23 protein-coding genes, 1 tRNA gene and 1 other RNA gene are annotated in these 26363 nt (G+C 72.7%); 19 read left to right on the forward strand and 6 right to left on the reverse strand.

Annotated elements, in window-relative coordinates:
* Positions 1–96: 96 nt before the first annotated feature.
* The 10 genes from aceB to menC all read left to right on the forward strand — a co-directional run bounded on the left by aceB (position 97) and on the right by menC (position 10472).
* The gene (gene aceB / locus ACFVN5_RS16125) at positions 97–1695 is read left to right on the forward strand and encodes a malate synthase A (RefSeq protein ID WP_376956257.1); all 1599 of its coding nucleotides are present in this window, start codon (positions 97–99) and stop codon (positions 1693–1695) included.
* Positions 1692–2954, forward strand: a complete 1263-nt coding sequence (locus ACFVN5_RS16130) for a DUF6986 family protein (RefSeq protein ID WP_376956258.1) — start codon at positions 1692–1694, stop codon at positions 2952–2954. The genes aceB and ACFVN5_RS16130 overlap by 4 nt, the downstream gene beginning before the upstream one ends.
* Positions 2955–2994: 40 nt before the next feature.
* Positions 2995–3840, forward strand: coding sequence for a bifunctional allantoicase/(S)-ureidoglycine aminohydrolase (locus ACFVN5_RS16135; protein ID WP_376956259.1), 846 nt, complete (start codon positions 2995–2997; stop codon positions 3838–3840).
* Positions 3841–3848: 8 nt separating this feature from the next.
* Positions 3849–5252 carry an allantoinase AllB gene (allB, locus tag ACFVN5_RS16140; protein WP_376956836.1) on the forward strand — a complete coding sequence of 468 codons (1404 nt, stop codon included), beginning with the start codon at positions 3849–3851 and terminating at the stop codon, positions 5250–5252.
* On the forward strand, positions 5242–5736 hold the full coding sequence (gene uraD, locus ACFVN5_RS16145) for a 2-oxo-4-hydroxy-4-carboxy-5-ureidoimidazoline decarboxylase (RefSeq protein WP_376956260.1): 495 nt from the start codon (positions 5242–5244) through the stop codon (positions 5734–5736). The genes allB and uraD overlap by 11 nt, the downstream gene beginning before the upstream one ends.
* Entirely contained in the window at positions 5733–6089 is a 357-nt protein-coding gene (uraH, locus tag ACFVN5_RS16150; RefSeq protein ID WP_376956261.1) for a hydroxyisourate hydrolase, read from the forward strand. The genes uraD and uraH overlap by 4 nt, the downstream gene beginning before the upstream one ends.
* 2 nt (positions 6090–6091) lie before the next feature.
* Positions 6092–6991, forward strand: a complete 900-nt coding sequence (gene pucL / locus ACFVN5_RS16155; RefSeq protein WP_376956262.1) for a factor-independent urate hydroxylase — start codon at positions 6092–6094, stop codon at positions 6989–6991.
* A gap of 129 nt (positions 6992–7120) precedes the next feature.
* A complete protein-coding gene (locus tag ACFVN5_RS16160) occupies positions 7121–8395 on the forward strand; it encodes a saccharopine dehydrogenase family protein (protein WP_376956263.1) in 1275 nt (424 codons plus the stop codon).
* On the forward strand, positions 8392–9237 hold the full coding sequence (locus ACFVN5_RS16165) for a GNAT family N-acetyltransferase (protein ID WP_376956264.1): 846 nt from the start codon (positions 8392–8394) through the stop codon (positions 9235–9237). Before ACFVN5_RS16160 ends, ACFVN5_RS16165 begins: the two co-directional genes overlap by 4 nt.
* Positions 9237–10472 carry an o-succinylbenzoate synthase gene (gene menC, locus ACFVN5_RS16170; RefSeq protein ID WP_376956265.1) on the forward strand — a complete coding sequence of 412 codons (1236 nt, stop codon included), beginning with the start codon at positions 9237–9239 and terminating at the stop codon, positions 10470–10472. Before ACFVN5_RS16165 ends, menC begins: the two co-directional genes overlap by 1 nt.
* 34 nt (positions 10473–10506) lie before the next feature.
* On the opposite strand, the gene ACFVN5_RS16175 is transcribed toward menC, so the two are convergent.
* Together ACFVN5_RS16175 and ligD are read right to left on the reverse strand one after the other, a co-directional pair.
* Entirely contained in the window at positions 10507–11361 is an 855-nt protein-coding gene (locus tag ACFVN5_RS16175) for an aminoglycoside phosphotransferase family protein (RefSeq protein ID WP_376956266.1), read from the reverse strand.
* Positions 11362–11401: 40 nt separating this feature from the next.
* Positions 11402–12646, reverse strand: a complete 1245-nt coding sequence (ligD, locus tag ACFVN5_RS16180; RefSeq protein WP_376956267.1) for a non-homologous end-joining DNA ligase — start codon at positions 12644–12646, stop codon at positions 11402–11404.
* Positions 12647–12825: 179 nt separating this feature from the next.
* Between ligD and ACFVN5_RS16185 the strand changes: the two genes are divergently transcribed.
* The 3 genes from ACFVN5_RS16185 to ACFVN5_RS16195 are packed head-to-tail and all read left to right on the forward strand — an operon-like array spanning position 12826 to position 15930.
* Positions 12826–13269 (forward strand): hypothetical protein, encoded by a 444-nt coding sequence (locus ACFVN5_RS16185; protein ID WP_376956268.1) that lies wholly within the window; start codon positions 12826–12828, stop codon positions 13267–13269.
* A gap of 25 nt (positions 13270–13294) precedes the next feature.
* Positions 13295–15229 (forward strand): helicase HerA-like domain-containing protein, encoded by a 1935-nt coding sequence (locus ACFVN5_RS16190; protein ID WP_376956269.1) that lies wholly within the window; start codon positions 13295–13297, stop codon positions 15227–15229.
* Positions 15226–15930, forward strand: coding sequence for a GNAT family N-acetyltransferase (locus tag ACFVN5_RS16195; protein WP_376956270.1), 705 nt, complete (start codon positions 15226–15228; stop codon positions 15928–15930). The genes ACFVN5_RS16190 and ACFVN5_RS16195 overlap by 4 nt, the downstream gene beginning before the upstream one ends.
* Positions 15931–16004: 74 nt before the next feature.
* Here ACFVN5_RS16195 and ACFVN5_RS16200 read toward each other — a convergent pair whose 3' ends face one another.
* The 3 genes from ACFVN5_RS16200 to ffs all read right to left on the reverse strand — a co-directional run bounded on the left by ACFVN5_RS16200 (position 16005) and on the right by ffs (position 16956).
* Complete coding sequence (locus ACFVN5_RS16200; protein ID WP_376956271.1) at positions 16005–16472, reverse strand: hypothetical protein; 468 nt, start codon at positions 16470–16472, stop codon at positions 16005–16007.
* A gap of 302 nt (positions 16473–16774) precedes the next feature.
* Positions 16775–16862 (reverse strand) — tRNA-Ser (locus ACFVN5_RS16205).
* Positions 16860–16956: signal recognition particle sRNA small type (gene ffs, locus ACFVN5_RS16210), an RNA gene on the reverse strand. The genes ACFVN5_RS16205 and ffs overlap by 3 nt, the downstream gene beginning before the upstream one ends.
* Positions 16957–17189: 233 nt before the next feature.
* On the opposite strand from ffs, the gene pta reads away from it, so the two are divergent.
* The 4 genes from pta to ACFVN5_RS16230 all read left to right on the forward strand — a co-directional run bounded on the left by pta (position 17190) and on the right by ACFVN5_RS16230 (position 22776).
* Positions 17190–19352, forward strand: a complete 2163-nt coding sequence (gene pta / locus ACFVN5_RS16215) for a phosphate acetyltransferase (RefSeq protein ID WP_376956272.1) — start codon at positions 17190–17192, stop codon at positions 19350–19352.
* The gene (locus ACFVN5_RS16220; protein WP_376956273.1) at positions 19349–20557 is read left to right on the forward strand and encodes an acetate/propionate family kinase; all 1209 of its coding nucleotides are present in this window, start codon (positions 19349–19351) and stop codon (positions 20555–20557) included. Before pta ends, ACFVN5_RS16220 begins: the two co-directional genes overlap by 4 nt.
* Positions 20558–20818: 261 nt before the next feature.
* Positions 20819–21397, forward strand: coding sequence for a helix-turn-helix domain-containing protein (locus tag ACFVN5_RS16225; protein ID WP_376956274.1), 579 nt, complete (start codon positions 20819–20821; stop codon positions 21395–21397).
* Entirely contained in the window at positions 21394–22776 is a 1383-nt protein-coding gene (locus ACFVN5_RS16230; RefSeq protein WP_376956275.1) for an MFS transporter, read from the forward strand. Before ACFVN5_RS16225 ends, ACFVN5_RS16230 begins: the two co-directional genes overlap by 4 nt.
* A gap of 27 nt (positions 22777–22803) precedes the next feature.
* Here the strand turns inward: ACFVN5_RS16230 and ACFVN5_RS16235 are convergent, their stop codons facing one another.
* The gene (locus ACFVN5_RS16235; RefSeq protein WP_376956276.1) at positions 22804–23178 is read right to left on the reverse strand and encodes a TraR/DksA family transcriptional regulator; all 375 of its coding nucleotides are present in this window, start codon (positions 23176–23178) and stop codon (positions 22804–22806) included.
* Between the two features lie 101 nt (positions 23179–23279).
* Between ACFVN5_RS16235 and ACFVN5_RS16240 the strand changes: the two genes are divergently transcribed.
* Positions 23280–25715 carry a DNA polymerase III subunit gamma and tau gene (locus ACFVN5_RS16240; protein ID WP_376956277.1) on the forward strand — a complete coding sequence of 812 codons (2436 nt, stop codon included), beginning with the start codon at positions 23280–23282 and terminating at the stop codon, positions 25713–25715.
* Positions 25716–25718: 3 nt separating this feature from the next.
* A complete protein-coding gene (gene recR, locus ACFVN5_RS16245; protein ID WP_376956278.1) occupies positions 25719–26315 on the forward strand; it encodes a recombination mediator RecR in 597 nt (198 codons plus the stop codon).
* Positions 26316–26363 lie beyond the last annotated feature (48 nt).

Genomic DNA, 26363 nt, shown 5'->3' on the forward strand with positions numbered 1-26363 from the left:
CGGCGATCCGGTTACGCCGCGATCGCATCTGCGCCAAGATGAGGCTGAGCGTGTGGAGCATCATCCCGCAGCAGCCCGGAGGGGAGCGGCAGCCGCATGACCATCGAGATCGCCAGCGCCACCGACGTCGCGGGCGGCGACGAGATCCTCACCGAGGACGCCCTCGCGTTCGTCGAGGAGCTGCATCACCGGTTCGACGGCCGCCGTCGCGAGCTGCTCGCCGCGCGCCGCGCCCGCCGCGACCGGATCGCCGCCGGGGAGCCGCTCGACTTCCTCTCCGAGACGCGCGAGGTGCGCGAGGGCGACTGGCGCGTGCCGCCGCCGCCCGAGGCGCTCACCGATCGTCGCGTCGAGATCACCGGGCCGGCGTCGCCCGAGAAGATGGCCATCAACGCGCTCAACTCCGGCGCCCGCGTGTGGCTCGCCGACATGGAGGACGCGTCCAGCCCCACGTGGGAGAACGTCGTCGGCAGCGTGCGCAACCTCCGCGACGCCGCCCGCGGGACGCTCGCCTGGACCTCCCCCGAGGGCAAGGCGTATGCGCTCAAGGACGACGTGCGACGGCCGACCGTCGTCACGCGTCCGAGGGGCTGGCACCTGCCCGAGAAGCACGTGCTCGTCGACGGCGAGCGCGCGTCGGGATCGCTCGTCGACTTCGGCCTGCATTTCCTCCACACCGCGCAGTCGCTCATCGAGAACGGTCACGGGCCGTACTACTACCTGCCCAAGCTCGAGAGCCACCTCGAGGCCCGGCTCTGGAACGACGTGTTCACGTACGCCGAGGAGCGCCTCGGCATCCCGTACGGCTCGATCCGTGCGACCGTGCTCATCGAGACGATCCCGGCGGCGTTCGAGATGGACGAGATCCTCTACGAGCTGCGCGACCACGCCTCGGGCCTGAACGCCGGCCGATGGGACTACCTGTTCAGCATCATCAAGGTGTTCCGCGACGCGGGGCCCGAGTTCATCGTGCCCGACCGTGCGTCGGTGTCGATGACCGCGCCGTTCATGCGCGCCTACACCGAGCTGCTCGTGAAGACGTGCCACCGCCGCGGCGCGGTCGCGATGGGCGGCATGGCGGCGTTCGTGCCGAACCGCGCCGACCCCGAGGCCACCGCCGTCGCGTTCGAGAAGGTGCGCGCCGACAAGACCCGCGAGGCGAACGATGGCTTCGACGGGTCGTGGGTAGCCCACCCCGACCTCGTGCCCGTGTGTCGCGAGGTCTTCGACGGCGTGCTCGGCGAACGGCCGAACCAGCTCGACCGGCAGCGGCCCGAGGTCGACGTGTCGGCGGCGGAGCTGCTCGACGTCGCCTCGACTGGCGGCGCGGTCACCGAGGCGGGCCTGCGCACGAACCTCTCGGTGGGTGTCGCGTACACGGCCGTGTGGTTGTCGGGCAACGGCGCCGTCGCGCTGCACAGCCTGATGGAGGATGCCGCGACGGCCGAGATCTCCCGTTCGCAGGTGTGGCAGCAGCTGCGACACGATGTCGTGCTCGCCGACACCGGGCGCACGTTGACGCCCGAGCTCGTGCGCGAGGTGCTCGACGAGGAGGTGGCCGGCCTGCGCGCCGACGTGCCTCCCGACCGGTTCGCCGCGTACTACGAGCCCGCCGCGCGGCTCGTGGCCGACCTCGTGCTCGCCGACGGCTACGTCGACTTCCTCACGCTCCCGGCCTACGAGCTGCTCGAATGAGCGCGCGCACCGCCCTGTCACCCGTCGTGCTGGCCGCGATCGAGGCCCGCCTGGCCCAGACCGATCGGCTGCTCGCGACCGCCTACCCGGGCGACGACGGCTCGCGGCAGCCGGTGCACACGGTGTACGTGCCGGGCGACCGGTACACGCCCGAGCTGCCCGTCGAGTGGGGTCGCGATGCGCAGGACGCGCTCGCGTCGGCGGGCGGCCCGGAGGCGCTCGGACTCGACGTCGGCCTCGCTCCGGCGCTCGCCGCGCAGGTCGCACCGCTCGTCGACCGCAAGCTCGGGCGCGAGCCCATCGAGGACCTCCGCATCGACTTCGAGGACGGCTACGGCAACCGGGCGGACGACGTCGAGGACGCGGACGCGGTCCGTGCGGCGAAGCGGGTCGCCGCGGCCACGGGCGCGCACTTCGCGCCGCCGTTCATCGGCATCCGGTTCAAGTCGTTCGAGGCGCCGACGCGGGCTCGCGGCATCCGCACGCTCGACCTGTTCGTGACCACCCTCGTCGAGCAGGGCGGTCTGCCCGACGGCCTGCGGCTGACGCTGCCGAAGGTGTCGACGGTCGCGCAGGTCGAGGCGATGGCCGACGCCGTCCGCGCGCTCGAGAGGGTGCACGGGCTGCCCGAGGGGCGGCTGCGGTTCGAGGTGCAGGTCGAGACCCCGCAGCTCGTGCTCGGCGCCGACGGCCTGGCGCCCGTGGCGCGCCTCGCGCTCGCCGCGCCCGGCCGCATCGCCGGGCTGCACTACGGCACCTACGACTACAGCGCCGCGGTGGGGATCGCCGCCCCCTACCAGTCGCTCGAGCACCCCGCCGCCGACCACGCCAAGGCCGTCATGCAGGTCGCGGCGGCGGGGACCGGCATCCGCCTGTCCGACGGGTCGACGAACATCCTGCCGATCGGGGAGCGCGCCCCCGAGGCGTGGCGGCTGCACGCCCGGCTCGTGCGCCGGGCCCTCGAGCGCGGCTTCTCGCAGGGCTGGGACCTGCACCCGGCGCAGCTGCCGACCCGCTTCCTCGCGACCTACGCGTACTACCGCGAGGGCTACCCCGAGGTCTCCGCCCGCCTCCGGCACGTGCGCGACCGCACGACGGGCGCGGTGCTCGACGAGCCCGCCACGGTGCGCGCGCTCGCGGGCTTCGTGCGGCGCGGCGTGCAGAGCGGCGCGATCACCCCGGCCGAGGTCGCCGCCGACACCGGCCTCGACGCGACGGCGCTCGCCGAGTGGGCGAGTCCGAGGCGCACGACGACGTGAGCGGATGCCGCGACGCGCGGCCGACGGACGAGGAGGTCCCATGAGCTACTACACCCCGCCGGGCGGGCTGCCCGCGCAGTCGGAGCTGCTCACCGACCGCGCCATCGTGACCGAGGCGTACACGGTGATCCCGAAGGGCGTACTGCGCGACATCGTGACGAGCAGGCTGCCCGGCTTCACGCGCACGCGGTCGTGGATCCTCGCCCGCCCGATCGCGGGCTTCGCCACCACCTTCGCGCAGCTCATCGTCGAGATCGAGCCGGGCGGCGGCGCCGAGCACCCCGAGTCCGAGCCGGGCGTCGAGGGCGTCGTCTTCGTGACGGCGGGCGAGCTCACCCTCGACGTCGACGGGGAACGGGATGTGCTGGGTCCGGGCGGCTACGCCTACCTCGCCGCGGGCGCACCCTGGTCGATCGCGAACGAAGGCGATGCGCCCACGTCGTTCCACTGGATCCGCAAGGCGTACGAGCCCGTCGAGGGCATCCCCGCGCCGACGTCGTTCGTCACGAGCGACGCCGACGTCGCGCGGCAGCCCATGCCCGACACCGCCGGGGCTTGGGCGACCACGCGCTTCGTCGACCCCGACGACCTCGCGCACGACATGCACGTGAACATCGTGACGTTCCAGCCGGGCGGCTCGATCCCGTTCGCAGAGACCCACGTCATGGAGCACGGCCTCTTCGTGCTCGAGGGCAAGGGCGTCTACCGGCTCAACGGCGACTGGGTCGAGGTGGAGGCGGGCGACTTCATGTGGCTGCGCGCGTTCTGCCCGCAGGCCTGCTACGCGGGTGGGCCCGGACCCTTCCGCTACCTGCTCTACAAGGACGTGAACCGCCAGGTGCGGCTCACCGGCGCCGACATCAGGAACGCGAGCCGCTGGGGGTGAGCGAGCGGATGCCCCACGCCGACGTCGCGCGGACCGAGCCCGGCGCGGCATCCGACGACGCCTTCGACCTCGTGCTCATCGGCGAGCAGGTGCTCGTCGACGGGGCGTTCGCGCCCGCCGAGGTCGGCGTGCGCGACGGGCTCGTGGCGCGGATCGCAGACGTGGGCGCGGGGCTCCGCGGCGGTCGGACGGTGCGGCTCGGCGATGACGAGGTGCTCATCCCCGGGCTCGTCGACACGCACGTGCACGTGAACGAGCCGGGGCGCACCGAGTGGGAGGGCTTCGCGTCGGCGACACGAGCGGCCGCGGCCGGCGGCGTCACGACGATCGTCGACATGCCGCTCAACAGCATCCCGCCGACGACCTCGGTCGACGCGCTCGCAGTCAAGCGCGCCGCCGCCGAGGGGAGGGTGTTCGTCGACGTCGGCTTCTGGGGCGGCCTGGTGCCCGGCAACGAGGGCGACCTGCTGCCGCTCGTCGGCGAGGGCGTGTTCGGCTTCAAGTGCTTCCTCGTCGACTCGGGCGTCGCCGAGTTCCCGCCGGTGTCGGCCGAGGCGATGGAGCGCGCGATGGCGGTGCTCGCCGAGGCCGGCTCGCTGCTCATCGTGCACGCGGAAGATGCCGCGATCATCGACGCGGCGCCGCACCCGCACGGCGGCGACTACGCCGACTTCCTCGCGTCGCGGCCCCGCGCCGCCGAGCACGCCGCGATCTCGGCGGTCATCGAGGCGGCGCGCCGCACGGGCGCGGACGCCCACATCCTGCACCTCAGCTCGGCGGACGCGCTCGGGCCGATCGCGTGGGCGAAGCACGACGGCGTGCGGATCACCGCCGAGACGTGCCCGCACTACCTCGTGCTCGCCGCCGAGGACGTCGCACCGGGGGAGACGGCGTTCAAGTGCTGCCCGCCGATCCGCGAGGGCTCGAACCGCGACGCGCTCTGGCGCGGGCTCGTGGAAGGCGTGATCGACCTCGTCGTGTCCGATCACTCGCCCGCGCCCGCGTCCCTGAAGCTCGCCGGGAACGGCGACTTCGCCGAGGCGTGGGGTGGCATCGCGTCCCTGCAGCTCGGCCTGCCGATCGTGTGGACCGAGGCGCGGCGACGCGGCATCCGTCTCGAGCAGGTGGTCGAGTGGATGTCGGCGGCGCCTGCGCGTCGGGTCGGGCTCTCGTCGAAGGGCGCGATCGAGGTCGGTCGCGCCGCCGACCTCGCGGTGGTCGCCCCCGACGAGGCGTTCACGGTGGATGCCGCCGGACTGGAGCACCGGCATCCGATCTCGCCGTACGACGGTCGCGAGCTCGTCGGCCGCGTGCGGGCGACGTACCTCGCCGGCGAGCCCGTGGATCGCGAGGCGCCTCGCGGACGCCTGCTGCGGCGGGCAGGATCGGAGGGTGGCGGCGATGTCGCTTGACGCGTTCAACGAGGCCGATCGCGAGGAGGCGATCGCCAAGCTGCGGCCCTGCCTCGACATCGAACGCTGGTGCGCGCAGATCGCCGACGCTCGGCCCTTCGGCTCGGTCGACGAGCTCGTCGCCTGGGCGGAGGTGGCCGCCTCGCCGTTCACGCCGTCCGAGGTCGAGGGTGCCCTCGCGCACCATCCGCGCATCGGCGAGCGCCCCACGGGCGCAGGCACCGAGGCCGCCATGTCGCGCTCGGAGCAGTCGGGGGTCGACCCGACCGACGCCGAGGTGGCCGCCGCGCTCGCCGCTGGCAACCGCGCTTACGAGGAGCGGTTCGGCCGCGTGTTCCTCATCCGCGCCGCGGGGCGGTCGTCGCGGGAGATCCTCGACGCGCTCACCGAGCGGCTCGGGCACACGCCCGCCGAGGAGGACCCCGTCGTCGCCGACCAGCTCCGCCAGATCGCCGTCCTCCGACTGAAGGGACTCGTCGCATGAGCGCCGCCACCCCGCCCGTCTCCCGCGTCACGACCCACGTGCTCGACGCCACGTCCGGCCGACCAGCCGAGGGCGTGGCCGTCGAGCTGCTCGCGTTCGACGGCGTCTCGTGGCGGTCGGTCGACACCGCCGCGACCGACGCCGACGGCCGGGTCACCCGGATCGGCCCCGACGAGCTGCCCGCCGGGGACTACCGGCTGCGATTCGAGACCGGCGCGTGGTTCGCCGAGCACGGCGTCGACACGTTCTACCCCGAGGTGGTGCTCACGATCACCGTCAACGACGACGGCCGGCACGTGCACGCTCCACTGCTGCTGAGCCCGTTCGCCTATTCGACCTATCGAGGGAGCTGACCATGTCCGAGCCCGCCATCGTCCTCGGCGTCAACCAGTACGGCAAGGCCGAGGTGCGCGTCGTCAAGGTCACGCGCGACACCGCCCGCCACGAGATCGACGACCTCAACGTCACGTCGCAGCTCCGCGGCGACTTCGCCGCGGCGCACCTCGAGGGCGACAACTCGCACGTCGTCGCGACCGACACGCAGAAGAACACGATCTTCGCCTTCGCCCGCGACGGGATCGGCTCGCCCGAGGCGTTCCTGCTGCGCCTCGCCGACCACTTCACGAGCTCGTTCGAATGGGTGACCGGCGGGCGCTGGGAGGCCGAACGCTACGGGTGGGAGCGCATCGTCGCGCACGGCGCCGAGCACGACCACGCCTTCGTCCGCAGCGGACAGGAGGTGCGCACGGCCGTCGTGGTCGCCGACGGCGACGAGCGGCACGTCATCGCCGGCCTCAAGGACCTCACGGTGCTCAAGACCACCGCGTCGGGCTTCGAGGGCTACCCGAAGGACCGGTATACGACCCTGCTTGAGACGCGCGACCGCATCCTCGCCACGGACGTCGCCGCGCGATGGCGCTACGAGCGCGTCGGGATCGACTACGACGCGCTCTACGCGAGCGTGCGCGCGCTGCTGCTCGAGGCGTTCGCCGAGCGCTACTCCGCCGCGCTGCAGGCGACGCTGTTCGACATGGGCCGCCGCGTGCTCGAGGAGCACCCCGAGATCGCCGAGATCCGCTTCTCGATGCCGAACAACCACCACTTCGTCGTCGACCTCTCGCCGTTCGGCCTCGACAACCCCAACGAGGTCTTCTTCGCCGCCGACCGGCCCTACGGCCTCATCGAGGCCTCCGTCGAGCTCGAGGGCGTGCCGAGCCCGGCGGCGGCCTGGGCGGGCATGGCGGGCTTCTGCTGACGGATGCCGCGGGCCCGCGGCATCCGCACGGGCCGCCTACCGGACCGCCGGGACGTTCCGTCCGGCGGGAGCGGGATGCCGGACGCCGTCGGCATCGACGGGTCGGCGGGGGAGCGATAGCGTCGGAGCATGCGGATCCTGCTCGTGGGTGCTGGTGGCGTGGGAGACGCGATCGCGAAGATCGCGGCTCGTCGGTCGTTCTACGAGCTGCTGGTGGTGAGCGACTACGACGAGTCCCGGTCGAAGCGCACGGTCGACTGGGTCAGGGAGCGGCACGGCGACGAGGTCGCGGCGAGGTTCGCCACGGCGCAGATCGACGCGTCCGATCCCGAGGTCGTGGCATCCGTCGCCCGTGAGCACGGCGCGACGCACGTGATGAACGCGGTGGAGCCGAAGTTCGTTCCGTCGATCTTCGCGGGCGCGCTGGCGGCCGGCGCGGACTACCTCGACATGGCGATGAGCCTGTCCGAGCCGCATCCGACCGACCCCTACGGCGAGACCGGGGTGAAGCTCGGCGACGACCAGTTCGCGCAGGCCGGCGACTGGGAGCAGGCCGGCCGGCTCGCGCTGGTGGGCATGGGCGTGGAGCCCGGACTGTCGGACGTGTTCGCGCGTTACGCCGCCGATCACCTGTTCAGCGAGATCGACGAGCTCGGCACCCGCGACGGGGCGAACCTCGTGGTCCGCGACGACGAGGGGAACGAGATCTTCGCGCCGTCGTTCTCGATCTGGACCACGATCGAGGAGTGCCTGAACCCGCCGGTAATGTGGGAGGAGGACCGGGGCTGGTTCACCACGCCGCCGTTCTCGGAGCCCGAGGTGTTCGACTTCCCCGAGGGCATCGGCCCGGTGGAGTGCGTGAACGTCGAGCATGAGGAGGTGCTCCTGATGCCCCGCTGGGTCGACGCGAAGCGGGTCACGTTCAAGTACGGCCTCGGCGACGAGTTCATCAACGTGCTGAAGACGCTCCACCTGCTCGGCCTGGACTCGACGACGCCCGTCCGGGTGCGCAGCGCGAACGGCCCGGTCGAGGTCGCCCCTCGCGACGTGGTCGCCGCGGCGCTGCCCGACCCGGCCACGATCGGGCCGCGGATGACCGGCAAGACCTGCGCGGGCCTGTGGGTGACCGGCACCGGCACCGACGGCGAGCCGCGCGAGGTCTACCTGTACCACGTGTCCGACAACGAGTGGACGATGGCCGAGTACGACGCCCAATGCGTCGTCTGGCAGACCGCCCTCAATCCCGTCATCGCCCTCGAGCTGCTCGCGAGCGGCACCTGGTCGGGCCGGGGCGTGCTCGGCCCCGAGGCGTTCGACGCGCAGCCCTTCCTCGACCTCATGGCCCGACCCGAAGCCGAGGGCGGCTACGGCCAGGCCTGGGGCATGCAGGACCGGCTCGCGTGACCGATGCGCCGGGGCCGCCGGCGTCGGTGATCGCCGACGCCGAAGTCACGGCGGATGCCGCGGACGCGCGTGCCGGCTTGCGCACGCGTCCCGCCCGTCCCGACGAGATCGCGGGCGTGCTCGCCCGGTTCGAGGCCACCTGGGGCGTCGGACGCGGACCCGACCACGCGATGATCCAGGCGATCGAGCATGCGGGCGCGACGGTGCTCGTGGCGGTGGCGGACGACGAGGGCGGGGTGGTCGGGGCTGAAGCCGCCGGAACCGGCCGCGTCGCCGCCCCGCTCGGCGCCGCGCTCGGCTTCCTCGGCTGGAACGACGGCCTCCACATCCACTCGCACATGAACGCGGTCGACCCCGCGGCGCGCGGCCGCGGCATCGGCCTCGCGCTGAAGCTCCGCCAGCGCGCGATCTGCCTCGCCCACGGCGTCGACGAGGTGCGCTGGACGTACGACCCGCTCATCCGCCGCAACGCCCGCATGAACCTCGTACGCCTCGGCGCCGAGGTGATCGCGTTCCTGCCCGACTTCTACGGCGAGCTCGACGACGCGATCACGGGCACCGACCGCAGCGACCGGTTCGAGGTGCGCTGGCGCCTCGACTCGCCGCGCACCCGTCGCGCGCTCGCCCGCGGCCCGCTGCCCGAGTGGCGGACGGATGGGCACCTCGCGCTCGTCGCCGACTACGAGCAGCTGCGCGCGACCGACCCCGAGGCAGCGGTGCGCCTGCGTGCAGCCTCGCGTGCGGCGTTCGCGGCGCTCGCCCGCGATCCCGGCCTGCGCGTCGAGCTCGACGCCGCGGGCGACTACGTCCTGACCCACGACGACCCCGACCGGGAGGCCTGATGAACGCCGTGAACGCCGAGAACGCCGTGCCCGCCATCGAGCGCATCGAGCTGCACCGCATCGAGGTGCCGCTCGTGCGTCCGTTCGAGACCTCGTTCGGACGCGAGACCGGGCGCGAGGTCCTCCTCGTGCGGGTGCTGACCGACGCCGGGGAGGGCTGGGGCGAGTGCGTGGCCGGACGCGACCCGTTCTACTCGGGCGAGTACGTCGACGGTGCGGCATCCGTCATCGAGCGCTACCTCGGCCCCGCGCTCATCGCGGGTCACGGCCGGCACGTCGAAGAGCACCGAAAGGCGACGGATGCCGCGGGCGGCGCCGTCGCCGAGGGACCGGGCTCGCGCGGGGCCTCCGTGCCGCTCGCGGCATCCGTTGCGCCCTCGCTCGCGTTCGTCGCCGGACACCGCATGGCGAAGGGCGCCCTCGAGGCGGCGGTGCTCGACGCCGAGCTGCGCGCGCAGGGACGCTCGATGGGCGCGTTCTTCGGCGCCGAGCGCGAGTGGGTCGACTGCGGCGTCTCGGTCGGCATCGCGCCGACGCTCGAGGAGCTCATGGACGAGGTCATGGGCTACGTCGAGGAGGGCTATCGCCGCATCAAGCTCAAGATCAAGCCCGGCTGGGATCTCGTGCCGACGGGCGCGGTGCGAGAGGAGCTCGGGCCGAAGGGGTTGCTGCAGGTCGACGCGAACACCGCGTACACGGCCGACGACATCCCGCTGCTGGCGCAGCTCGACGCGTTCGACCTGCTGCTCATCGAGCAGCCGTTCGCCGAGGAGGACCTCGCCACGCACGTGCGCCTCGCCGAGGCCTGCGAGACGCCGGTGTGCCTCGACGAGTCCATCGTCGACACGATCACCGCCGTCGACGCGATCGACCGCGGCGCGACCTCGATCGTGAACATCAAGCCCGGGCGCATGGGCGGGTACCTCGAGGCGCTGCGCGTGCACGACGCGTGCCGCGCGCTCGACGTGCCCGTGTGGTGCGGCGGCATGCTCGAGACGGGCGTCGGCCGCGCCGCGAACGTCGCGATGGCCGCGCTGCCCGGCTTCACGCTGCCCGGCGACACCTCGGCCTCGGGCCGCTACTTCGCCGAGGACCTCACCGAGCCGTTCGTCCTCGGCGAGGGCGAGCACCGCGGGCAGCTCCGGGTGCCGGATGCTGCGGGCACGGGCGTGACCGTGCGCGAGGACCTCGTGCGCGACTGGGCGGGCGCCGCCCCGGTGTCGATCTCGGGCTGACGCGCGCCGCGCCGCGGCATCCGCGGACGCCCGGCTAGGAGGACACGAGCCCCAACGCACGCTCGCCCAGCGCCGCGGCCGATTCGGCGAGGCCCGGGTCGTCGTCGAGCGCGAACCACGTCGACGAGAGCGCGCACCAGGCGACGAACCACCGAGCCATCCGCTCGGGCGGGATCCCCGTGGTCGCGAGCACCACCGCGAACTGCCGTTCGAGCCGGCCGGGGGCGAGCGCACGCTCGTGCGACGGGTTCGTGAGCACGTTGCACGCGTCGAACGCGGCCTCGCCGAGCAGCCCCTTCGGGTCGATCGCGAGCCAGCCGCGCTCGCCGAAGTCGAGCACGTTGCCGTGGTGCAGGTCGCCGTGCAGCACGGTCTCGTCGCGGGGGTCGTCGAGCAGCGCGCGGGCGATGTCGGCCCCGCGGCGGTGGAAGGCGCCGAAGTCTTCGGCGTACGCGAAGAGGTGCCGGAACCACGTCGGCAGGTCGATGAGCTCGGGTGGCGTGCTCGACGCGAGCACGTCGGCCGTCGCCGCGTGGATCGGCTTCGCGACCTCGCAGATGATGCGGGTCGCCTCGTCGTCCCGGCCCGCCCGCACCATGCGCACGAGGTTCCGTCCGCCCGTGGCGCGCTCGACGAGCGTCGCCTCGCCCTCCCGGCGGAGCACGCGCGCGACACCGTGGCCGTCGAGCGCCGCGAGCAGCTCCGCACCGCGCGCCTCCTCCTCGGAGTGCGCGACCTTCAGCATGACCGGCTGGCCGTCCTCGGTGCGTGCCCGGATGAGCAGGCTCGACGCCGTCGTGCGCGGATCGCCCTCGGGCCTCAGCCGCCACCGGCGCAGCCACTCGACATCGGCGGCGTACCCGGGATTCACCGGGCCGAGGTCGCTCACGAGGTCGCCCCGGCGCGGGCGGGGCAGGTGGTCGGGCGCATCAGCCGATCGTTCCGTCGGCGTTGCGGTACCGGGCCCACGGGTCGTAGTCGACCTCGAGCGGCTCCTGGGGCGGCCGCTCATCCTCGGGCACGTGCTGCAGGTTCACCCGGATCCGGTACCAGAGCGAGCTCGATCCGCGCATGCCGTCGACGAGCACGTCGGCCGGCTCCAGCTTCGCGACGACGTCGGGATGCCGCGAGTTCCACCGTTCGAGCCCCTCGAGCGCCTCGGGCTTGGTCTTGGCCCGCGCGATCTCGATGAGCGGCATCGTCGACTGCCGCCGCCCCGACCCGTCGCCCGCCCGTGGCGGCTTCTCGGCCGGGCCGAGCTCCTCGGCGAGGGCGAGCAGCGCGTCGAGGCCGCCGGCGGCGTCGTCGATCCCCGCGTGCGGGTCGCCGCGCTCGGCGAAGCGCTCGAGCACGGTCGGCACGGTGAACCGCTCTGGGTGCGAGCGCGGCACCTCGTCCCACTCGAGCGGCGTCGAGACGCGGGCGTCGGGCAGCGGTCGCACCGAGTAGGCGGATGCCACGGTCCGATCCTTCGCGTTCTGGTTGAAGTCGACGAACACGCTCTCGCCTCGCTCCTCCTTCCACCAGCGCGCGGTCGCGAGCCCGGGTGCCCGGCGCTCCACCTCGCGGGCGAACGTCTCGGCCGCAAGCCGCACCTGTCGGTAGTCCCAGCGCGGCTCGATGCGCACGAGGATGTGCATGCCGCGCGATCCCGACGTCTTCGGCCAGCCGACGAGGCCGACGTCCTCGAGCACGTCGCGGGCGAGCATCGCGACGTCGACGATCTGCGCCCAGTCGACGCCCGGCATCGGATCGAGGTCGATGCGGAGCTCGTCGGGGTGGTCGAGGTCGGGGGCGCGCACCGGGTGCGGGTTGAGGTCGAGGCATCCGAGGTTCACGACCCAGGCGAGGGCCGCAGCGTCGTTGACGACGACCTCCTCGGCCGAGTTGCCGGACGCGTAGTGCAGCGTCGCGGTCTCGATCCAGTCGGGCCGCTTCTCGGGTGCGCGCTTCTGGAAGAACGCCTCCTGGTCGATGCCCTTCACGAAGCGCTTGAGCGCCATCGGGCGGCCGGCCACCCCGCGAACCGCCCCGTCGGCCACCGCGAGGTAGTACCGCACGAGGTCGAGCTTGGTCAGGCCGGGCTCGGGGAACACGACCTTGCCGGGGCTGCTCACGCGCACCTCGCGGCCGTCGATCTCGAGGACCTCGGCGTCGTCCTTGGCTGGACTCACGCCTTCACCCTAGGCATGACCGCCGGGCGCGAGGAACCCCTGCGCCCGGCGTGGCGTCCGGAGGCGCTACGGTTGGCTCACGTGCGCCGCCCGCCGCACGGTGGCCGCGAGCACGGAGGACGATGATGCGCCGCCTACTGGACCTGCGCATCGTGCGCTGGGAGCTGAAGCTCGCCTACGTGGTCGGCGCACTGGTCCTCGGCTTCGTAATCGTGTCGCTGCTTGCGCTCACGCGGCTGCCCGATCCGATCATCGGAATGGTCAGGTTCGGCATCGACCTCGCGGCCATCCTCCTCGGCACGCGGATCTTCCGGGGCAGGGGCGAGCCGATCGAACCGCCGCGAGCACCGTGGCGGATGACGGCCCGGCCACGGCTGAGTCAGGTGCTCGGCATCCTCTTCGCCGTCTTCTTCGTCGGTGGAGCGCTGGGAATGCTGTTCGACGCTCTCGGCGTCGCCTCCGGGCCAGCCGACACGGCAGGGACGACCGCAGGCAACGTGATCGCCCTGGTCGAACTCGCCCTGATCGCGGCCCTCTACCTGCGCTCCGCAGCCCGACTCCGGAGCCTCGGCGTGCCGCCGAAGGAGCCGAAGTTCACGCCGACGGTGCGCATCCGCCCCTGACGCACGCCGTCGCTAGGATCGGCACATGGCCGAAGACGCGGTGAAGCAGGCACAGGAGGCGGCGGAGGCCGCGGCAGAGGCAGCCGAGGCGCTGCAGGCGCAGGCGCAGGAGGCGATCCGCAAGGCCGAGGAGGCGGCGGCGCTCGCGCAGGCCGCGCTCGACGCGCAGCAGGCGGCGGCGGATGCCGCACGCACTGCCGCTCCGCGGGTTGAGGAGCGCCGGGCGCAGCCGGACGCGTCTCGAAACCCGGCCCCCGCGCAGGCGGGTTTCGAGACGCCGCCTTCGGCGGCTCCTCAACCCGCGGGGGCCGCAGCGTCCGGCCCGCTCGACGCTGCCCAGGTCGCGGCGATCCGCGATGGCTACGCGTTCGACGGCGCCGCGCTCGAGATGGGCGCCCTCGTGAACGGCGAGCCGCTCGCCGATGTGCCCGTGCGCATCCCGCTCGCCATGACGAACCGCCACGGACTTGTCGCGGGGGCGACCGGCACGGGCAAGACCCGCACGCTGCAGGTGCTCGCCGAGCAGCTCGCCGCGAACGGCGTCGCCGTGTTCGCCGCCGACATCAAGGGCGACCTCTCGGGCATCGCGACGCCCGGCGAGGGCAATGAGAAGCTGCTGAAGCGCACCGAGGGCATCGGGCAGGCGTGGACCGCGGCATCCTTCCCCGTGGAGTTCTTCTCGCTCGGCGGCATCGGCCGCGGCGTGCCGATCCGGGCGACGGTGGCTGGCTTCGGGCCGCTGCTGCTGAGCAAGGTCCTCGGCCTCAACGACACCCAGGAGTCGAGCCTCGGGCTCGTCTTCCACTACGCCGAGAACAACGGCCTCGCGCTCCTCGACCTCGAGGACCTGCGCGCGGTGCTGCAGTACCTCACGAGCGACGAGGGCAAGGCCGAGCTCGAGGGGCTCGGCGGGCTCTCGAATGCGACCGTGGGCGTGATCCTGCGCGAGCTCGTCGCGTTCGCCGAGGCCGGCGCCGACGTGTTCTTCGGCGAGCCCGAGATCGACACCGCGGAGTTCCTGCGCGTGGCATCCGACGGTCGCGGCATCGTCAGCCTGCTCGAGGTGCCCGGCGTCGCCGACCGGCCGGCGCTCTACTCGACGTTCCTCATGTGGCTCCTCGCCGACCTGTTCAACGACCTGCCCGAGGTCGGCGACCTCGACAAGCCGAAGCTCGTGTTCTTCTTCGACGAGGCGCACCTGCTCTTCAACGACGCGTCGAAGGACTTCCTGACGCAGGTGGTGCAGACCGTGCGGCTCATCCGTTCGAAGGGCATCGGTGTCTTCTTCGTCACGCAGACGCCCAAGGACGTGCCCGCCGACGTGCTCGCCCAGCTCGGCTCGCGCGTGCAGCACCAGCTGCGGGCGTTCACGCCCGACGACGCGAAGGCGCTGCGCGCGACGGTCTCGACCTACCCGAAGTCGGGCTACGACCTCGAGGAGGTGCTCACCACGCTCGGCACCGGCGAGGCGATCGTCACGGTCATGAACGAGAAGGGTGCGCCGAGCCCCGTCGCGTGGACCCGCCTGCGCGCGCCGCAGGCCCTCATGTCGCCGACGCCCGACGCCGCGATCGACGCCGCGGTCGCCCGCTCGCCGCTGCAGGCGAAGTACGGCACCCCGGTCGACCGCGAGTCGGCGCACGAGCTCCTGACCGCCAAGATGAACGCCGCCGCGGCGGCCGCGCAGGCGGCCGAGGATGCTACGGCGAGGGCCAAGGCCGACGCCGAGCTCGCGAAGCAGCAGGCCGCCATCGAGAAGCAGCGCGCCAAGGAGGAGAAGGCCGCCCAGGCCGAGTACGACCGCCTCATGAAGCGCACCTCGGGCACGTCGCGATCGACCTCGTCGCGCTCGCGCTCGGCCGACAAGTCGGTGCTCGAGCAGGTGCTCGGCTCCAAGGCCACCCGCGACGTGCTCACGAGCGTCGTCGAGGGCATCTTCGGCACCCGGCGGCGCCGGTGACGGGCGAGCGCACGGATGCCGCGGTCGGCGAGCCGCGCGTCGCGTCGCCGGCCCCTGGGCATCCCGTCGACGAGCTGCGGACACCGCCCTTCATCCGTCCCTACCGGCGCGAGGACCGCGACGCGGTGTTCGAGATCTGCCTGCGCACCGCTGCGGGCGGCGGCGACGCGACCGGCGTGTACTCCGACGACGCGCTCATGCCCGAGGTGTTCGCCCTGCCGTACGTGGAGTACGAGCCCGAACTCGCGTTCGTCGTCGACGACGGGAACGGACGCGCGCTCGGCTACATCATCGGCGTGGCCGACACCCGCGCGTTCGTGGACTGGTGGGGACGCGAGTGGGGTCCGGCGTTCCGCACGCGGCATCCGCACGCCGGACCGCCGACGGGCCGCAACCCCGACTACACCGAGGAGCAGCTGCTCGCCGCCGGCGCCGATCCGACGCGCATGCTGATCCCCGAGGTCGAAGCGTATCCGGCGCACCTGCACATCGACCTGCTGCCCGACCTGCAGGGCCAGGGCTTCGGTCGCCGGCTCATCGACACGCTCCGCGCAGCACTCGCCGAGCGCGGGGTCGCGGCCCTGCACCTCGGCATGGATGCGGCGAACACCGCTGCGCGGGCCTTCTACGACCGGCTCGGCTTCCACGAGCTGCCGTCGAGCCGACCCGACGCGCCGCTGCTGGGCATCGCGACGAGCTGACGCGGCATCCGCGCGCCGTCGACCTCGCGGCATCCCGCTCGCCGAAGTCGTGACGCGGGCCGCCGCCGGTGAGCTCAGCGGCTGAGCGAGCGGCGCTCGAACCAGTAGAGCAGCTCGGGGTCCGTCTGCCGCAGCTCGGCGAGCGTCACCGGCTCGTGGCGAACGGTCTCCTCGGTGTTGAGGATGCGGGCGACGCGATCCATGGTGGCCGTGTTCCAGAAGCGGCCGCGCATGCGGAACACGCCTCGGCCGTTGCGGCTGACGACGAAGAGCTCGTGCGACGTGTCGAGGCTGTTCGAGCGGTAGAGCTGCACGCGCAGCACGCCGGCGATGTCACGGGCGGCCACGGTGTACGTGCCGCCGAAGAACCCGCGCTCGACGATGCCGTACGAGCTCAGGGAGGCCTGGGTGCGCTGGTAGGCGATCCACGCGGCGATGATGAGGCCGGCGATGATCGCGGCGGTCCACGCCACGACGGGCCAGGCGCCGCTCGGATCGAGCAGCCAGAGCTCGGCGGCCAGGAGCGGAAGCACCAGCGCCACGAAGGGGAGTCCGATGCTCCACCCGAGAGTGCGACGCGGCCTCAGGGTGAATACCCTGAGGCCGTCGCCCCTTACTGTCGACGGCCCGGCGGAGGAGCCCCCTGCGTCCCCACTCCTCGTGTCCATCGGTGCCGTTGACATCTCTCACATCATCGAACGACGGGCGTGGAACCGCTATTCGGCATTAATGAGGACACGGTAGGCATCGGGGTACGGCGGGGACACGGAGCGACCGGCCCTGAGAACGACGAAACCCCCGAACCTGGCGGCTCAGGGGTTCCGTTGCGAGAGCAGATAGAACGTGGCGGAGGATGGGGGATTCGAACCCCCGAGGGCTTTCACCCAACACGCTTTCCAAGCGTGCGCCATAGGCCACTAGGCGAATCCTCCTGGGACCCCTCACGCACCCGCCAGAGCCCGGTTACCCTTGCTGCGTCTCCGCCCTGGGGGAGTTGGCCTGGATGGCGCCACGTGAGGAGCCTGGGCCAGTCTACCCGAGCCGGAGGGGCTCGTTGAACGCGGCCGCCAGCGGCCTCCGTTCGCCCGATGATGCAGGAAGAATCGCGTCGCCGACGGCGTGTCGCGGTCCGACGCGCCGCGGGGGCGACAGAAGTTCCTGCATTCGCGATCGGGAGCCGATGCGGTCGCGGTGCCCGCGCTGGGATTTCACCCGGAAGACCCGGCGCCCGCGGCATCCGTCGCCCTAGGCTGGAGCCCGTGGCGCACCGCATCTACATCTGCTCGGCCGAGGGGAACACGGGGAAGTCCACCGTCGCACTCGGCGTGCTCGACACGCTGGCCCGACGCGCGACCCGCGTCGGCGTATTCCGGCCGATCGCCCGCACGACCGAGGAGCGCGACTACGTGCTGGAGCTGCTGCTCGCGCACGACGGCGTGGTGCCGCTCGAGTACGAGGATGCCGTCGGCGTCACGTACGAGGACGTGCACGCCGATCCCGACCAGGCGCTCGGCACGATCGTGCGGCGGTTCAAGGCCGTCGAGGAGGGCTGCGACGCGGTCGTGATCATCGGCTCCGACTACACGGATGTCGGGAGCCCGACCGAGCTCGGCTTCAACGCGCGCATCGCCGCCAACCTCGGCGCTCCCGTGCTGCTGGTGCTCGGCGGTCGCGTCGACCAGGGGCGCGCGCCGTCGGAGCGCCTCGGACACGCGGAATCGCGCACGGCCGACGAGCTCGCCCAGCTGACCGAGCTCGCCATCGAGGAGCTCGCGCGGGAGCACGCGAGCATCCTCGGCATCGTCGTGAATCGCGCCGACCCCGACCGGCTCGATGAGATCGTCGAACAGGTGGGCGCGGCGGCGCGATGGGACGTCGACGCGGTCACCGGGCGGCAGGCGCTCGCCAAGGAGTCCATCGCGGTGTGGGCGATCCCCGAGGACCCGTTCCTCGTCGCACCGTCGATGCGCTCGATCATGCGCGCGGTCGACGGCGACCTCTATGCGGGCGATCCCGACCTGCTCGAGCGCGAGGCGCTCGGCGTGGTGATCGCCGCGATGTCGATGGACCACGCGCTCGAGCGCCTCATCGAGGGCTCGGTCGTGGTCGTGCCGGCCGACCGCAGCGAGGTGCTCCTCGGCGTGCTCACGGCGCACGCGTCGGCGACCTTCCCGTCGATCGCGGGCATCGTGCTCAACGGCGGCTTCCCGCTCTCCGACGCGGTGGAGCGCCTCATCGAGGGCCTGAAGGCCGGGCTCCCGATCATCCGCACCGAGCTGGACACGTACCACACGGCCCTCGCCATCACGCAGACCCGCGGACGCCTCGCCGCCGAGTCGCAGCGGAAGCGCGACACCGCCCTGGCACTCTTCGAGAAGCACGTCGACGAGCACGCGCTCCTCGACCTGCTCGACGTGGCGCGGCCCGAGGTCGTGACCCCGCTCATGTTCGAGTACGGACTGCTCGAGCGCGCACGCCGCGAACGCAAGCACATCGTGCTGCCCGAGGGCTACGACGACCGCATCCTGCGCGCCGCCGCGACGCTGCTCGCGCGCGACGTGGCCGACCTCACGATCCTCGGCGAGGAGATCGAGATCCGCTCGCGCGCCATCGGGCTCGGACTCGACATCTCGCGCGCCACCGTGCTCTCGAACCACGACCACGTGCTCGTCTACCGGTTCGCCGACGAGTACCACCGCCGGCGGCAGCACAAGGGCGTGACGCTCGAGCAGGCGCGCGACACCGTGCAGGACGTCTCGTACTTCGGCACGATGATGGTCGCGCTGGGGCTCGCCGACGGCATGGTCTCGGGCGCGGTGCACACGACCGCCCACACGATCCGGCCCGCGTTCGAGATCATCAAGACCCGGCCGGGCGTGAATGTGGTGTCGAGCGTGTTCCTCATGGCGCTCGCCGACCGCGTGCTCGTCTACGGCGACTGCGCCATCGTGCCCACGCCCACGTCCGAGCAGCTCGCCGACATCGCGATCTCGTCGGCCGCGACCGCCGAGCAGTTCGGCATCGAGCCGCGCGTCGCGATGCTGTCGTACTCGACCGGCGAGTCGGGCTCCGGCGAGGACGTCGAGAAGGTGCGCCGCGCGACCGAGCTCGTGCGCGAGCGCGCCCCAGAGCTCGCGGTCGAGGGCCCGATCCAGTACGACGCCGCGGCCGACGCGGCCGTCGCGCGCACGAAGCTCCCCGAGTCGGATGTCGCGGGCCGGGCGACGGTCTTCATCTTCCCCGACCTCAACACGGGCAACAACACCTACAAGGCGGTGCAGCGCTCGGCCGGCGCGGTCGCGATCGGCCCGGTGCTGCAGGGCCTCAACAAGCCGATCAACGACCTCTCGCGCGGCGCGCTCGTGCAGGACATCGTGAACACCGTGGCCATCACGGCGATCCAGGCGGCGGATGCGTCGTGAGCGTCGTCCTCGTCATCAACTCGGGCTCCTCGTCGCTGAAGTACCAGCTCATCGAGGTCGAGGGCGGCACGACGCTCGCCACCGGGCTCGTCGAGCGCATCGGCGAGGCGGGCGGCGGCCACGCCAAGCACCGTGACGAGACGACGGATGCCGCGTCGGGCACGTGGGAGGCCGACGTCGACGTGCCCGACCACTCGGCCGCCTTCGACGTGATGCTCGACGCCTTCGCGAGCACTGGACCGTCGCTCGAAGCGAACGCGCCGGTCGCGGTGGGACACCGCGTCGTGCAGGGCGGCGCGCGCTTCTTCGAGCCGACCGTGATCACGGACCTCGTGAAGATCAACATCGACGAGCTCGCGCCCCTCGCGCCGCTGCACAACCCCGCCAACCTCGAGGGCATCGAGGCCGCGCAGCGCGCCTTCCCCGACGTGTCGCACGTCGCGGTGTTCGACACAGCGTTCCACCAGACGATGCCGCCCGCGGCATACACGTATGCCATCGACCGCGCCGTCGCCGCGAAGCACCGCGTGCGCCGTTACGGGTTCCACGGCACGTCGCACCGGTACGTCTCCCGCGCGGCGGCCGAGTTCCTCGAGCGGCCGATCGAGGAGCTGCGCATGATCGTGCTGCACCTCGGCAACGGCGCGTCGGCGTGCGCCGTCTCGGGAGGCCGCTCGGTCGAGACGAGCATGGGCATGACGCCGCTCGAGGGGCTCGTCATGGGCACGCGGTCGGGCGACCTCGACCCCGCCGTCCTGCCGTACCTGCAGCGCCGCGCCGGCTACGACGCGAGCGGGATCGACGACCTGCTGAACAAGCACAGCGGCATCCTCGGCCTCGGCGGCCACCGCGACATGCGCGACCTCGTCGCCGCGAGCGTGGACGGCGACGACGCGGCCACGCTCGCGCTCGAGGTGTACACGCACCGGATCCGTTCGTACGTGGGCGCGTACGCGGCGCAACTCGGACGCGTCGACGCGATCGTGTTCACCGCCGGCGTCGGCGAGAACGCGGCCCTCGTGCGCGAGTGGTCGCTCGGCGGGCTCGAGGGCTTCGGCGTCGAGCTCGACGTCGAGCGCAACCGCGAGCGGGGGAGCGGAGCGCGGCGCATCTCGACGGATGCCTCGCGCGTCGCGGTGCTTGTCGTGCCGACGAACGAGGAGCTCGAGATCGCGCGGCAGACGCTCGAGGTCGTCGGGGGCTGAGTCCGGTCGTCGAGTAGCGCCCGCCACCCCGGTCGTCGAGTAGCGCCCGCCACCCCGGTCGTCGAGTAGCGACCGCCGGAGGTGGACGCGTATCGAGACGTGGTGAGCCGACCTCGGATGCCGCGTCTCGATACGCGTCGCGCTGCGCGCGGCGCTACTCGACGACCGAACACGTTCGCGGTGCTTCTCGACGACCGGTTTCGCAACGACGATTGCGCAAGAAGTGTTGTGCAACAACCATTGCAGAGTTAACATGAGGGCATGGCCGAACACGGAAGCTCCATCGACCTGCACGAAGCCGGTCCCATGCGCGCACTCGCGCACCCGCTGCGCCTGCGCATCCTCGGCCTGCTCCGCGTCGAGGGCCCCAAGTCGGTGGGCATGCTCGTCGAGGCGACGGGCGCGGCATCCGGCTCGGTGAGCTACCACCTGGCAACGCTCGCGAAGCATGGCTTCGTCGTGCCCGCGCCCGAGCTCGAACGCGACGGGCGCGAGCGCTGGTGGCGCGCCGCCCACGAGATGACGAGCATGCGCAGCGTGGAGTTCCTCGACGATCCCGAGCGGCGCGAGGCCGGTGAGGCGATGCGCCGCACGGTGCTCGAGTCCTATCACCGCGAGCTGCTCGAGGCCCTCGACGCCGAGATGACGCTCGAGCCCGAATGGGTGGCGGCATCCGACTCGTCGGACGGCGCGGCGCAGCTCACGCTCGAGGAGTTCCAGGAGCTGACCGCCGAGCTCGAAGCCGTGCGCGAGAAGTGGTGGGCGCGCGGCCGCGAGCCCCGACCCGGCACCCGCTCGGTGCGTTGGATCACCCACACGTTCCCCAGGACCACGCGATGACCGGCACGACGACCACCGCCGAACCGGCCGCGCATGACGCGACGGATGCCCCGCGCCGTCGCATCCCGATCCTCGCGCTCTTCGCGGCGCAGTTCTTCTCGCTGTCGGGCAACGCCATCGCGATGATCGCGGTGCCGATCATCGCGCTGACCGAGACCGGATCGCCGCTCGCCGCGGGCGTGGCGGGCGTGTTCGCCACCGTGCCGCTCGTCATCGGCGGCGCGCTCGGCGGCGTGCTCGTCGACCGCTTCGGCTACCGGGTCTCGAGCATCGTGGCCGACGTCGCGAGCGGCGTCACGATCATCGCGATCCCGGTGCTCTGGGCGACGGTCGGCCTGCCGTTCGGCGTGCTGCTCGCGCTCGTGTTCCTCGGCGGCCTGCTCGATCCTCCGGGCGACACCGCGAAGACGGTGCTCGTGCCCGACCTGGCCGCCTGGGCACGGATGCCGCTGGCCCGCGCCGCGGGCGCGCAGTCGACCGTGCAGCGCACCGCGACGATGGTGGGCGCCGGAACGGCCGGCGCCCTGGTCGCCCTGGTCGGACCGACGCCCGCGCTCATCGTCGACGCGATCGGGTTCGCGATCTCGTCGCTGCTCGTCCTGTGCTTCGTGCCTCGGCGCATCCCGAAGGCGGGCGCCGACGGCTCGACGACCGACGGCGAGGGCGCGGAGGACGCGCACGCCAAGGGCGGCTTCGTCGCCGGCATCCGCTTCATCGCGACGCATCCGCTGCTGCGTGCCATCGTGCTACTCGTAACGCTCACGAACGCGATCGACGCGGCGGGATACACCGTGCTCAAGCCCGTGTACGCGACCGACGTGCTGCACGACCCGGCGGTGCTGGGCTTCATGGTCGGATGCTTCGCCGGCGGCGCCCTCACCGGCTCCGCCGTGTTCGGCCTCGTGGGGCACCGATGGTCGGGCCGCATCATGTTCGCCACGTGCTTCGTGCTCGCCGGCGCGCCGCCCTACCTCGCGATGGCGCTCGGCGCGCCGCTGCCCGTGCTCCTGCCGGTGCTCGTGGCTTCCGGGCTCGCGGCCGGCGCGCTCAACCCCATGATCGCGACGGCCATGTACGGCGAGGTGCCCGACGGCATGCGTGCCCGCGTGTTCGGTGCGACCACCGCCGGCGTCGCGGCCTCGATGCCGCTCGGCGCATTGCTCGGCGGCCTCTCGGTCGACGCGTTCGGCATCACCGCGACGGTCGCGGGTGCCGGGCTGCTCTACGTCGTGCTCGGCGCGAGCCCGCTGTTCCTGCGGTCGTTCTCGGGGCTGACCGCGGCTCGCGCGCACGGCGGGGCGGCCGGCGCCGAACCGGCGGAGGATGCGCCCGAGGTCGCCGCCGAGGCATCCGCGGCGCAGCTCACGCCCGGCGAGTGAGGCCGGGTCGGGTTCGAGCGGGTCGCGTCAGCCGACGAGCCGGGCGCAGTCGATGCAGAGCACGGCCGTCGGTCGCGCGTCGAGCCTTCCGACGGTGATGCGCTTGCCGCAGCGCTGGCAGATGCCGTAGGTGCCGTCGGCGATGCGGGCGAGGGCGCGGTCGACCTCGGCGAGCTCGGCGCGCACGTCGGCGAGCACTGCGGTGCGCTGCGACCATTCCTGCGTCATGGTCGGCCCCTCGGGGTCGTGCTCGTCGTCGGCCGTGGCGTCGGACCTGGCGGTGCGCACCTCGGCCATCGCGTCGTCGAACTCCGCGAGGCGCTCCTCGGCGTCGGCGCGCTCCGCTCGGAGCCGTGCCTCGAACCGTGCGAGCTGTGCCGGGGTCATCGTCGTCGCCGTCATCTCGCCCCTTTCCGATGATCACCGCATGCTACGCCTTACCACCCCCAATGGGCTGTCAACGCCCCGGACGCCGTGTCGGATGGGACAACTACGATTGAGGCGTGGTCACCGCCCTCTATCGCCGCTATCGGCCCGAGACGTTCGCCGAGATGATCGGCCAGTCGCAGGTCACCGAGCCGCTCATGACGGCGCTCCGCACCGACCGGGTCAACCACGCCTACCTCTTCAGCGGCCCCCGCGGCTGCGGCAAGACCACCTCGGCCCGCATCCTCGCGCGCTGCCTCAACTGCGTCGAGGGCCCGACGGATGTCCCGTGCGGCATCTGTCCCAGCTGCGTCGAGCTCTCCCGTGGCGGTGGCGGCTCGCTCGACGTGGTCGAGATCGACGCGGCGAGCCACAACGGCGTCGACGACGCTCGCGACCTGCGCGAGCGCGCCGTGTTCGCGCCCGCGCGCGACCGCTACAAGATCTTCATCCTCGACGAGGCGCACATGGTGACGCCGCAGGGCTTCAACGCGCTGCTCAAGCTCGTCGAGGAGCCGCCCGAGCACGTGAAGTTCATCTTCGCCACGACCGAGCCCGACAAGGTGCTCGGCACGATCCGCTCGCGCACGCACCACTACCCGTTCCGGCTCGTCCCGCCCGGCCCGATGCTCGAGTACGTGCAGCAGCTCTGCGCCGAAGAGGGCGTCGAGGTCGCGCCGGGCGTGCTGCCCCTCGTCGTGCGCGCGGGCGGCGGGTCGCCGCGAGACACGCTCTCGCTGCTCGACCAGCTCATCGCAGGGTCCGAGGGCACGACCATCGACTACGAGCGCGCGGTCGCGCTGCTCGGCTACACGCACGGCGCGCTGCTCGACGAGGTCGTCGACGCCATCGGCGCGAAGGACGCGGCCGGCGCCTTCGCGGCGGCCGACCGCGTGGTGCAGACGGGTCAAGACCCGCGGCGCTTCGTCGAAGACCTGCTCGAGCGGCTCCGCGACCTCATCGTGGTCGCCGCATCCTCGCCCGAGGCGGCGAAGGCCGTGCTGCGCGGCGTGCCCGACGACGAGCTCGCCCGCATGGCCGCGCAGGCCACCGCGTTCGGCCCGGCCGAGCTGTCGCGCGTCGCCGACCTCGTGAACCAGACGCTCACCGAGATGACGGGAGCGACGTCGCCGCGGCTGCACCTCGAGCTCATGCTCGCGCGCGTGCTCGTCCCGTCGAGCGACGACACCGAGCGCGGTGCGCTGGCGCGCGTCGAGCGGCTCGAGCGCCGGGTCGGGGTGACGGATGCCGCGACGGACGCTGCGGGCGCGATGCCCGAGCGGTCGGCGGCCGCCCCGTCGCGGGGCGCGGCTGCGGTTACGACTCCGGCGGTGTCGAGTGCGCCGAGCCCGACGTCGGCTGCACCCGCGTCCCCAGCGGCGTCGAAGGACCGAGGCGCTGCGGCGCCTGAGGTCGCTGCTGCGGCGCCTGCGTCCGCGCCACCGGCCAAGCCGAAACCGGTCGGTCCGGTCACGCTCCAGCAGATGCGCGATGCGTGGCCCGAGGTGCTCGCCTCCCTGCAGCGCACGAAGCGCAGCGCCTGGATGGTCGCGTTCACCGCGCAGGTGCGCGAGTTCCGCGACGACGACGTGCTCGTGCTCGCGTTCCCGAGCGAGCAGGACGTCGCCGGCTTCCGCGGCGGCGCGCCCGGCCAGAGCGTCAGCGAGCTCCTGCGCGCGGCGATCGCCGAGGTGCTCGGCGTGACCGTGAAGTTCATCGCCAAGGTCGAGGGGCCGGGCGGTCGCGGCGGTGCGTCAGGTCCGCCTGCCGGCGGGGGAGCGGACGGCCCGTCGCCCGTCGGATCGGGTTCGGCGCCCGCGGGGTCCGGCACGGCGCCCGTGGGGTCGGGTCCTGCTCCCGTCGGGTCTGGGTCGGCCCCGGTCGGATCGGGTTCCGCTTCCTCCGGATCGGGAACCACGTCGGCCGCCGCGCCGAAGGCATCGGCGTCAGCCGCCCCCAGCCGCAGCAGTGCGCCCGCGCCATCGGCGCGTGCGGGGCGTCGCCCGTCGTCGAGCGCCGCGAACTCGTCGTCCGGCCCGGTGGCGCCGGTCGACTCGTGGGCCACGGTCGCCATTCCCGGCGGCGAAGTGGCGAACGACCTGGCATCGACGGCCGAGAGCCCAGTCGCCCTGGCCACGGCCGGCGGTGGCGGCGGCACCGCGACGGCGGTGGCGGCGCCGCCCGCACCCGCGCCGGCGGCTGCACCTGCCTCCGCTCGTTCCTCCTCGCGGGTGTCCGTCCCCGAAGCACCCGTCGACGACGTGCCCGACGACGCCGACGCGCCGCCCGAAGACGTCGAGCCGCCCTTCGACCCGGGCCCGCCGCCTGAGATCGTCGTCGAGGCATCCGCGCCCGCCCCTGCGCCGGCCGCCGTGACGCGCGGCGGTTCGGGTTCGGCGCCTGCCGACGGCATCCAGCGCTACGGTGAGTCCGTGGTGCGCGAGGTGCTCGGGGCGACGTTCCTCGAGGAGGTCGAGGCGCCCGGTCGCCAGGGCTTCGGGGAGCGTGGCTAACCCGTGTACGAGGGAATCGTCCAGGAACTGATCGACGAGCTCGGGCGCCTGCCCGGCATCGGTCCGAAGTCCGCGCAGCGCATCGCGTTCCACATCGTGCAGACCGAGCACTTCGACGTGAGCCGCCTCGCCGAGATCCTGCTCGAGGTACGCGACAAGGTCCGGTTCTGCGAGATCTGCGGCAACGTGTCCGAGCAGGCGACGTGCTCGATCTGCCGCGACCCGCGACGCGACCCCAGCCTCATCTGCGTCGTCGAGGAGGCGAAGGACGTCGTCGCCATCGAGCGCACCCGCGAGTTCCGCGGGCTCTACCACGTGCTGGGCGGTGCGATCAGCCCCATCGACGGCATCGGACCCGACGAGCTGCGCATCCGCCAGCTCATGCAGCGCCTCGCCGACGGCACCGTCAGCGAGGTCATCATCGCGACCGACCCCAACCTCGAGGGCGAGGCCACGGCGACCTACCTCAGCCGCCTGCTCACGACCCTCGAGATCAAGGTCACCCGCCTCGCGTCGGGCCTGCCCGTCGGCGGCGACCTCGAGTACGCCGACGAGGTCACCCTCGGCCGCGCCTTCGAGGGCCGTCGCGTCGTCGGCTGAGCCCGCGCAAGCCCCCCGGCGTCGGTTGTGGATGTCGGAGGCTCCGCG

The organism is Agromyces sp. NPDC057865, from assembly GCF_042796995.1.
Taxonomy (GTDB): domain Bacteria; phylum Actinomycetota; class Actinomycetes; order Actinomycetales; family Microbacteriaceae; genus Agromyces.